The 9,434-nt window shown below is 63.5% G+C and carries 8 protein-coding genes and 1 tRNA gene; 7 read left to right on the forward strand and 2 right to left on the reverse strand.

Annotated features, from left to right (window positions below):
• The first annotated feature begins 2 nt into the window (after positions 1-2).
• The 5 genes from EAE28_RS20665 (at position 3) to EAE28_RS20685 (ending at position 7,152) form a co-directional block, all read left to right on the forward strand.
• On the forward strand, positions 3-401 hold the full coding sequence (locus tag EAE28_RS20665) for a hypothetical protein (RefSeq protein WP_127109808.1): 399 nt from the start codon (positions 3-5) through the stop codon (positions 399-401).
• 96 nt (positions 402-497) lie between these two features.
• Positions 498-2,879: a xanthine dehydrogenase family protein molybdopterin-binding subunit gene (locus EAE28_RS20670; protein ID WP_127109810.1), complete on the forward strand. Its 2,382-nt coding sequence runs from the start codon at positions 498-500 to the stop codon at positions 2,877-2,879.
• A gap of 12 nt (positions 2,880-2,891) precedes the next feature.
• Positions 2,892-3,680, forward strand: a complete 789-nt coding sequence (locus EAE28_RS20675) for an FAD binding domain-containing protein (RefSeq protein ID WP_127109812.1) — start codon at positions 2,892-2,894, stop codon at positions 3,678-3,680.
• Positions 3,681-4,128: 448 nt separating this feature from the next.
• Entirely contained in the window at positions 4,129-5,700 is a 1,572-nt protein-coding gene (locus EAE28_RS20680; protein ID WP_127109814.1) for a Re/Si-specific NAD(P)(+) transhydrogenase subunit alpha, read from the forward strand.
• 12 nt (positions 5,701-5,712) lie between these two features.
• Positions 5,713-7,152, forward strand: coding sequence for an NAD(P)(+) transhydrogenase (Re/Si-specific) subunit beta (locus tag EAE28_RS20685; protein WP_127109816.1), 1,440 nt, complete (start codon positions 5,713-5,715; stop codon positions 7,150-7,152).
• A 62-nt stretch (positions 7,153-7,214) separates the two neighbouring features.
• Here EAE28_RS20685 and EAE28_RS20690 read toward each other — a convergent pair whose 3' ends face one another.
• Positions 7,215-7,439 carry a hypothetical protein gene (locus EAE28_RS20690; protein WP_246022513.1) on the reverse strand — a complete coding sequence of 75 codons (225 nt, stop codon included), beginning with the start codon at positions 7,437-7,439 and terminating at the stop codon, positions 7,215-7,217.
• A gap of 122 nt (positions 7,440-7,561) precedes the next feature.
• Between EAE28_RS20690 and EAE28_RS20695 the strand changes: the two genes are divergently transcribed.
• Complete coding sequence (locus EAE28_RS20695; RefSeq protein WP_127109818.1) at positions 7,562-7,816, forward strand: DUF2312 domain-containing protein; 255 nt, start codon at positions 7,562-7,564, stop codon at positions 7,814-7,816.
• A gap of 17 nt (positions 7,817-7,833) precedes the next feature.
• Here EAE28_RS20695 and EAE28_RS20700 read toward each other — a convergent pair whose 3' ends face one another.
• Positions 7,834-8,709: a hypothetical protein gene (locus EAE28_RS20700; protein ID WP_127109820.1), complete on the reverse strand. Its 876-nt coding sequence runs from the start codon at positions 8,707-8,709 to the stop codon at positions 7,834-7,836.
• A 182-nt stretch (positions 8,710-8,891) separates the two neighbouring features.
• Here EAE28_RS20700 and EAE28_RS20705 point away from each other — a divergent pair.
• Positions 8,892-8,967 (forward strand) — tRNA-Thr (locus EAE28_RS20705).
• Positions 8,968-9,434: the final 467 nt, after the last annotated feature.

Genomic DNA, 9,434 nt, shown 5'->3' on the forward strand with positions numbered 1-9,434 from the left:
CCATGCGCAAACTCGCCCTTGCCGCAGCGTTTGTCTGTTTGCCCGCGCTGGCACAGGCCGACGGGTTTTACACCAGCGACATGGGCGAAGGCGGTGCACCGGAGGCCTGCATCGCGCGGGCCGAGCGTTCGTTGAGCGCCTATATCAGGGTAGCGCAAAACGCCGGTGCGACGATGGCCACGGGCTCGTGGTCGGTGGATGCTTACCATCTGCAACCCGGCGACGTGTCGGTGCAGATCGCCTGCCCTTACCGCGATTCGCATGTCTCGGCTGCGCTGGTAACCGCGTTCAGCACCGGGCCGGAAGCCGACCGCATCACTGCCGTTGAAGCCATTGTACAGCGCTGGAATGCGCCCGGTCAGCAGGGCGACGGGCGCGATCCGGGCTCTCCGGGCAAATGATCCCGGCCCCGGCTGCGCCCCACGCGGGAAGGCCGGCGCCGACAAGACGTGAACCGTAGGCCTCAGGCCTGCACGCAGAGTTTCAGGGAGGAAACTATGCCCAAAGACGGTGGCATTGGCGCCAGCTCCAAGCGGCGCGAGGATATTCGCTTTTTGACCGGTCGCGGGAACTACACCGACGATCTCAGCCTGCACGGCCAGACCTATGCGGTATTCTGCCGCTCAACCGTGGCGCATGGGCGCATCGTGTCCATAGACACCAAAGCGACGGCGGACATGCCCGGCGTGCTGGCGATCTTCACCGGTGAGGATTTCAAGGACGTCGGCGGCAACCCCGCAGGCTGGCTGATCAACAGCCGTGACGGCACGCCGATGCGCGAACCCAAACGCCCGGTTCTGGCCCATGGCAAGGTCCGCCACGTCGGTGACGCCTATGCCGCCGTGATCGCCGAGACCTACGCTCAGGCCAAGGACGCCGCCGAACAAGTGGCCGCCGACACCGAGATCGAAGAACTCTCGCCCATCGTCGATATGGCCAAGGCCGTCGCCAACGCGGACAACCGCGTGCATGACGAGATCCCCGATAACCTGTGCTTCGACTGGGGCTGGATCGAAGATAACCGCGCCGCCGTGGACGCTGCCATCAAGGCCGCCCCCCACGTCACCACGCTGGAGCTGATCAACAACCGTCTGGTCCCCAACGCGATGGAGCCGCGCGCCTCGATTGGCGAGTATTTCCCCGGCACCGGCGATTACAAGCTGACCACCACGTCGCAAAACCCGCACCTGACGCGGCTCCTGGTCTCGGCCTTTGTCATGGGCATCCCCGAGAACAAGCTGACCGTGGTCGCGCCCGATGTGGGCGGCGGGTTCGGCTCGAAGATCTATCACTACGGCGAAGAGGCGCTGGTTCTGGCCGCCGCGCGCAAACTGGCCCGCCCGGTGCGCTGGACGGCAGAACGCTCGGAAAGCTTCCTGTCCGACGCGCATGGCCGCGACCACGTGACCAAGATCGAACTGGCCACGGATCTTGAGGGCAATTTCCTCGCCATCCGCACTGAAACACTGGCCAATGTCGGCGCCTATCTGTCGAACTTCTCGACCGCGACACCGACCTTCCTGCATGGCACGCTGATGGCCGGGCCCTACAAGGTGCCCAGTGTCTATGTGAACGTGAAAGCCGTGTTCACCAATACCGCCCCCGTCGATGCCTACCGCGGCGCGGGCCGGCCCGAGGCGACCTACTCGCTCGAGCGCGTCATCGACAAGATGTGCCGCGAGCTGAACCTCAACCCGTTCGACGTGCGTCGCAAGAACTTCATCACGCCGGATATGTTCCCCTACGCCACCCCGGTCGGGCTGAACTACGACACAGGCAACCACGGCGCGACACTCGACAAGGCGATGCAGATGGCCAATGTCGCCGGGTTCGAGGCCCGCGTGGCCGACAGTGCCAAACGCGGCAAGCTGCGCGGCATGGGGCTGTCGACCTGGGTCGAGGCCTGCGGACTGGCACCGTCGCATCTGGCAGGTGTGCTGGGCTCGCGGGTCGGCCTCTATGAGGCCGCCACCGTGCGCGTCAACGCCACCGGCAACATCAGCGTGATGACCGGTGCCCATAGCCACGGGCAAGGGCATGAGACGGTCTTCGCCCAGCTGGTGTCCGAGCGGCTCGGAATCCCCGAATCGTCGATCGAGATCGTCCACGGCGATACCTCGAAGATCCCCTTTGGCATGGGTTCCTATGGCTCACGCTCGCTGTCGGTCGGCGGCTCGGCCATCGACCGGGCGGTGGACAAGATCGTCGCCAAGGGCAAGAAGATCGCCGCGCATATGCTCGAAGCCGCCGAGGACGACATCGTCTTTGCCAATGGCAACTTCACCGTCGCGGGCACCGACAAGGCGAAAAGCTTTGGCGAGATCGCTTTCTCGGCCTATGTCCCGCACAACTACCCGCTGGAAACGCTGGAACCGGGGCTGGAAGAGACAGCCTTCTACGATCCGGGCAACTTCACCTATCCCGCCGGGGCCTATCTGTGCGAGGTCGAAGTTGACGCCGACACCGGCCGGGTCGAGGTCGCCGAGTTCATCTGCGCCGATGATTTCGGCAATGTTGTCAACCCGATGATCGTTGAAGGTCAGGTGCACGGCGGGGTCGGTCAAGGGATCGGTCAGGCGCTGTGCGAGAACACGACCTATGACGAAAACGGTCAGCTCGTCTCGGCGTCCTATATGGACTACGCCATGCCGCGCGCTGATGACGTGCCGTTCTACAACGTCGATCACAGCTGCCAGACGCCTTGCACCCACAACCCGTTGGGCGTGAAGGGCTGCGGCGAGGCCGGGGCGATCGGCTCGCCGCCTGCGGTTGTGAACGCGGTTATCGACGCGCTGCACCGGGGCGGTTACAGTCACGTCAAACACATCGACATGCCCGTGACGCCGTCGCGCGTCTGGGCCGCCATGCAGGCGAAATAAGGGAGCCACGGCATGTATAATTTTGACTTTGTGAAACCATCGAGTGTTGCCGAAGCCGTCAAGGCGCTCAGCGATGACGAGGCGCAGCCGCTCTCGGGCGGGCAAACCCTGCTGCCGTCGATGAAACAGCGCCTGAACGCCCCCGGGACGCTGGTCTCGCTGACCGGCATCGCCGAGCTGAAGGGCGTGAAGCGCGAGGGCGACACGCTGGTCATCGGCGCGGCGACGCTGCACGCCACCGTGGCGAAAGAGGCCGCGGCGCATTACCCGGCGCTGGCGGAACTGGCGGGCCAGATCGGCGACCCGGCGGTGCGCAACCGCGGCACCATCGGCGGCTCGCTGGCCAACAACGACCCGTCGGCCTGCTATCCGGCGGCGGTGCTGGCCTCGGGCGCGACCATCGTCACCTCGAACCGCGAGATTGCGGCGGATGACTATTTTCAGGGCATGTTCACCACAGCCCTGGAACCCGGTGAGATCATCACCGCCGTCCGCTTCCCGATCCCGCAGAAGGCGGCCTATGCCAAGTTCGTGCAACCAGCCTCGCGCTTTGCGCTGACCGGGGCGTTCGTCGCGCAATACGCCGATGGCGTGCGGGTCGCGATCACGGGTGCCTCCGAGGGCGGCGTGTTCCGCTGGTCCGAAGGGGAAGCGGCGCTGTCGTCCAACTTCTCGGCCGATGCGCTCAAAGGCATGTCGGGTGAGGCTGAAGGCATGATCGGCGACCTGCACGGAACGCCTGCCTACCGCGCGCATCTGGTGGGCGTCATGACCCGCCGGGCTGTTTCGGCGGCGCACTGACCGGCGGGTTTCGCACCCTGCAGGTGCGGCGCTCGAGGGCATCGAGCCCCCTCGCGCCGCGTGGGGCTGACCCCACACCCCATCCAAGGAAGGCGCACGCGCCTCCCTTGGAAATCCCTCCGTGGATATTTGAAGACAGAAAATGAAACAGGGTTAGCGAAACCTTATCATCTGTCCTTAAATATCCTGGGGGGTGAATTGGCCGTAAGGCCAAGAGGGGGGCAAGGCCCCCCTGCCCGATTTCCTTCATCGCTGACTTGTTTAAGCCGCCATTGTATACATGCCTGCTTCCGTTTCGTTTGCGCAGCGCGCAAAGCGCTGCACTGCCAGCGACTTGCATCGCGTTAGCGCCCACACGCGCTTGTGAAATAATCTTGCGCGGGGTATGCAGCAACGGCACGAAAACATCGGGCGGCGCCTCGCCCGGCCCTTGCAATGGAGGACCAACGTGAAGATCGGGGCACCGAGAGAAATTTACCCGGGTGAAAACCGGGTCGCCATGACGCCGGATTCGGCGTTACTGCTGCAAAAGCTGGGCCACAGCTGCGCGATCGAGACCGGAGCGGGTGCCGCTTCGGGCTTTGAAGACGCCGCCTATACTGCCGCCGGGGTCGAGATTGTCCCAACGGCCGAAGCCCTTTTCGAGACCGCGGATGTGGTCGTCAAGGTCCGCGAGGCGACGATCGAAGAGCTGGGTCGACTGCGCGCCGATCAGACGCTTATCGCGTTCTTCTGGCCTGCCCAGAACCCTGAAATGCTGGAACTTGCCAAGCAGCGCGGCACCACCGTCGTTGCCATGGACATGGTCCCGCGGATCAGCCGCGCGCAGAAGATGGACGCGCTGTCGTCGATGGCCAACATCGCCGGCTACCGCGCCGTGATCGAGGCGGGCAACAACTTTGGCCGTTTCTTCACCGGTCAGGTGACCGCTGCGGGCAAGGTTCCCCCCGCCAAGGTGCTGATCGTCGGTGCTGGCGTTGCGGGTCTAGCTGCCATCGGCACCGCGACCTCGCTGGGCGCGATCACCATGGCCTTCGACGTGCGGCCCGAAGTGGCCGAGCAGATCGAATCGATGGGCGCCTCTTTCGTCTATCTCGACTTTGAAGAGGCGCAGGACGGCGCTGCCACCGGCGGTTATGCCGCCCCGTCCAGCCCCGAGTTCCGCGAAAAGCAACTGGCGAAGTTCCGTGAGCTGGCGCCTGATGTCGACATTGTCATCACCACGGCGCTGATCCCCGGACGCCCGGCACCCAAGCTGTGGACCGAGGACATGGTTGCGCTGATGAAGCGCGGCTCGGTCGTGGTTGACCTTGCCGCCGAGCGCGGCGGCAACTGCGATCTGACGGTGCCGGACGAGAAAATCGTCAGCGCCAATGGCGTGACGATCATCGGCTATACCGACTTCCCCAGCCGGATGGGCACGCAGGCGTCGACGCTTTATTCGAACAATATCCGTCACATGCTGGCCGATCTTACGCCCGGCAAAGACGGCGTGATCGTCCATAACATGGAAGATGACGTGATCCGCGGCGCGACCGTGGCGCATGGGGGTGAGATCACCTTCCCGCCGCCGCCGCCCAAGGTGAAGGCCATCGCCGCCGCCAAGCCCAAGGAAAAAGCCAAGGAGCTGACCGTCGAAGAGCGGCGCGCAGCGGAAGTCGCGGCATTCAAGGCGCAGACCAAGAGCCAGTTCACGCTGCTGGGCGTCGGTGGTGGCCTGTTGCTGCTGGCCGGGTTCTTTGCGCCTGCCAGCTTCATGTCCCACTTCATTGTCTTCGTGCTGGCCTGTTTCGTCGGGTTCCAGGTCATCTGGAACGTCAGCCACTCGCTGCACACGCCCTTGATGGCGGTGACCAACGCGATCTCATCGATCATCATTCTGGGGGCCCTGATGCAGATCGGATCGGGCAGCTGGCTGGTGGTGATCCTTGCGGCGCTGGCGGTGTTCATGGCTGGGATCAACATCTTTGGTGGCTTCATGGTCACCCGGCGCATGCTTGCCATGTTCCAGAAATCGTAAGGAGAGGCAGCCATGGAATACGGTTTTACCACGGCAGCCTATGTCGTTGCCGCCGTTCTGTTCATTCTCAGCCTTGGCGGGCTGTCCGGACAGGAAAGCGCCAAGCGCGCGGTCTGGTACGGGATTGTGGGTATGGGGCTGGCGGTTCTCGCCACGCTTTATGGACCCGGTTCCGGCAACTGGCTGATCTCGATCGTCATGATCGCGGTTGGCGGTGCGATTGGCTGGGTCGTTGCACAGCGCGTGCAGATGACCGAGATGCCGCAGCTTGTGGCCGCGATGCACAGCCTCGTCGGTCTGGCGGCGGTGTTCATCGGCTTCAACGGCCATATCGAGATGGTCCGCGTCGCCGGTCTGCATGACGATCCGGCGGCGCTGGCCGCGCTGACCGGGTTTGCCGCGACGGTCGCCCACAAGACGGCGGCCGAAATCGCGGTGCTGAAGATCGAGGTGTTCCTCGGCGTCTTCATCGGTGCGGTGACCTTCACCGGCTCGGTCATTGCCTATGGCAAGCTGGCGGGCAAGGTTGACGGCAAGGCGGCCAAGCTGCCCGGCGGTCACATGCTCAACGCCGGTGCGGCGCTGATCTCGGCCATTCTGCTGGTGCTCTATTTCCAGGGCGCAGGCAGCTGGTCGCTCTTGTTGATGACGTTGCTTGCGTTCTTCATCGGCTATCACCTGATCATGGGCATCGGCGGCGCCGATATGCCGGTGGTCGTGTCGATGCTCAACAGCTACTCGGGCTGGGCCGCGGCCGCGATCGGCTTCTCGCTGTCCAATGACCTGCTCATCGTGGTGGGTGCCTTGGTCGGCTCGTCGGGCGCGATCCTGTCCTACATCATGTGCAAGGCGATGAACCGCTCGTTCATCTCGGTGATCCTGGGCGGCTTTGGCGGCACCACGGGCCCGGCGATGGAGATCGAGGGCGAGCAGATCGCCATCGACGCCGACGGCGTGGCCGCAGCGTTGAATGAGGCGGACAGCATCATCATCGTGCCGGGCTATGGCATGGCGGTGGCGCAGGCTCAGCAGGCGGTCAGCGAACTGACCCGCAAGCTGCGCGCCAAGGGCAAGAATGTCCGTTTCGCCATTCACCCGGTGGCGGGCCGCCTGCCCGGCCACATGAACGTCCTGCTGGCCGAGGCCAAGGTTCCCTATGACATCGTTCTGGAAATGGACGAGATCAACGAGGACTTCCCGAACACCGACGTGGTGATCGTGATCGGCTCGAACGACATCGTGAACCCGGCGGCACAAGAAGATCCCAACAGCCCGATCGCCGGCATGCCGGTGCTCGAAGTCTGGCGCGCCAAGCAGGTCTTCGTGTCCAAGCGCGGTCAGGGCACGGGCTATTCGGGCATCGAGAACCCGCTGTTCTATAAAGAGAACACGCGCATGTTCTACGGCGACGCCAAGAAGTCGCTGGACGGCCTGATGCCGATGATCGACTGATCGCTGCAAGAAACGGAAAAAGGGGGGCAAGCGCCCCCCTTTTTTTACGCTGACAGTTCCGGTCAGGCCAGCGTGATCCCCACGATCACCAGCATCAGCCCCAGCACTGACACGAACAGCGACGCCATGTTCCAGATAACGCCCTTTTGCAGCGCCTTGCGCAGCGCCGCGTCGTCCAGTCCCGAGCGGCGCACCCGCAGCACGTAGACCACGCAGGCGATCAGCCCGACAACGCCCAGCAGTGTCACCACTGCCCCCGCCCAGATCATCAGATCGCCCATTGCCATCGCCGTCTCCTTTTCGCTCGCCGCCCCTTACCGCGCCCTGCCCGGCCCGGCAAGCATCTTGCCCCGCCCCCGGCGCAAGGCTAGGAACAACGGGTCCAAAGACCGATCCAAAGAGGCAAGACATGAGCAGCTCCGATACCGCCTATGACGTGACCGCCGACGAACTGCGCCAGTTCGTCGAGCGCTACGAACATCTTGAGGCGGAAAAGAAAGACATCACCGAGCAGCAGAAGGAAGTGATGGCCGAGGCCAAGGGCCGTGGCTATGACACCAAGGTGCTGCGCAAGATCATCGCCCTGCGCAAGCGCGAGCCTGATGACATCGCGGAAGAAGAGGCGATCCTGGATCTGTATAAAGCCGCGCTTGGCATGCAGTGAGCTAAACCGCCGGCGGGTCACGGCTCGAGCAGCGTGACCCCCGGCATCGATCCGATCAGATCGAGGTCATCATCGTAAAGCGCGCTCAGCCGGTCGACCGTCTCGGCGGTCCAGCCGGGTAGCAGCGCGTCCTGCTCCAGTTCTTCAGGCTTGGCAAAGCGTTCCAGCAACACGCTGAGCATTTTGCGCCGCGCAAGGTCTTCGGGCGGCGGGTTGGTTTCAAACCAGCGGCGCAGGGCCGCGTGGCCTTTGGGCGTCACCAGTTCCCAGTACCACGCCAGCCAACCGGACATCTCGTTCTGTGGCGCATGACCTGACACCGCGCGCAGAATTTCGGGCCAGATGAGGGGCGTGTCCTCATAGCTCCACACCGTGATCGGCGCGTCGGGCACGGCGTCGGTCAGACGCGCCAGCAGCGATGACCAGCGAAGCGCGCCCGGATCACTGTCCGTGATCTGGGTCAGGATCGACCCCGTCTTGTCGGCCTTGACCATCGCCGGCAGAAAGCTGGCCGGGTTGCGGATCGCCAGAAACAGCTCGATCCTGGCGTCGGGAAACAGGTTGCGCAGCAGCAACACCCGCTCGGCTGCGGCATGATAGAGCCGACCGTGGCTGACCGCCCATTTCGGCAGGGACAGAAAGCTGTCTGACGAAAACACCACCCGGCGCACATCGTCGTCGTCCAGAATGCCGTCCAGCAGCATTTCTTGCGTATCCGCTGTCGTGTCGCGCCCGCGCATCGCAAAGGAGAGCTGACGCAATTGCTGGCGGTAGCGCGCCGGACCGGGAATCGCGATACCCTGTTCGCGCAGAACGGCACGGTTTCGCATCAGGCAACGGACCAGATGGTCGTTGTCGGTCTGGTGCACGCCAAGATGCAGGGCAATTTCCATACCAGCGATCTAGCGCGGGGTGCGAGCAGGTGGCAAGCCCTGTCCGCCTCAGTTGCGTGCACAAGGGGTTGAGCATGCGGGCTATTGGCAAGGGTCTTGTTGGGGGACGGCGAACAAATCCGTCGTCGCGCGCGTCGGATCGCGCTTGAGCGGCGCGCGCAATGACGCTATCACGACGCCACGCCGGTGTAGCTCAGTTGGTAGAGCAACGCTCTTGTAAAGCGAAGGTCGGGGGTTCGAGTCCCTTTACCGGCACCACCCACAGTTTGGGCACTTTGATGACCCTGCTGGCTTAGAGGTGAGGATCGCATTACCGGTCCGGTCATCTGCCTGTTGGCAGCCCACCAAGGATCCCTGAATGCAGACTTGAACCCCGGTTGGCGCGCCATAGTGCGCGTTTTCCATTTTTTAGGTTTGGCAGCGCAGACACGTGAGCGTCCAGAAAGTGCTGCACTTGTGACCAAGCACTTTGGCGCGCACCGGACGTTCCCCTATAAGATGCTTTCCAAGGCCACGGTCCTGCGACGCGCCGCTGAGTTGCGTGCAACGCCCGTTTGAAAACAGGTCATACGGACATAGCAAGCGTCGCTGTCGTGCCGCACTTGCACTCTGTCAACATTGCTTGGTCAGAGTATCTTTGACATTGTCTGAGCTACTCCCCAACACTTGGACAGATTTCCGGGTTGTTTAAGCTACTGCCTGCACCTGCTGATCGGTTTCAATGC

Source organism: Pararhodobacter zhoushanensis, assembly GCF_003990445.1.
Taxonomy (GTDB): Bacteria; Pseudomonadota; Alphaproteobacteria; order Rhodobacterales; family Rhodobacteraceae; genus Pararhodobacter; species Pararhodobacter zhoushanensis.

Coding starts and splice junctions, on each gene's coding strand:
- EAE28_RS20670 (WP_127109810.1), top strand. CDS start 498: ATGCCCAAAGACGGTGGCATTGGCGCCAGCTCCAAGCGGCGCGAGGAT.
- EAE28_RS20665 (WP_127109808.1), top strand. CDS start 3: ATGCGCAAACTCGCCCTTGCCGCAGCGTTTGTCTGTTTGCCCGCGCTG.
- EAE28_RS20690 (WP_246022513.1), bottom strand. CDS start 7,439: ATGGCAATGGGCGATCTGATGATCTGGGCGGGGGCAGTGGTGACACTG.
- EAE28_RS20685 (WP_127109816.1), top strand. CDS start 5,713: ATGGAATACGGTTTTACCACGGCAGCCTATGTCGTTGCCGCCGTTCTG.
- EAE28_RS20700 (WP_127109820.1), bottom strand. CDS start 8,709: ATGGAAATTGCCCTGCATCTTGGCGTGCACCAGACCGACAACGACCAT.
- EAE28_RS20695 (WP_127109818.1), top strand. CDS start 7,562: ATGAGCAGCTCCGATACCGCCTATGACGTGACCGCCGACGAACTGCGC.
- EAE28_RS20675 (WP_127109812.1), top strand. CDS start 2,892: ATGTATAATTTTGACTTTGTGAAACCATCGAGTGTTGCCGAAGCCGTC.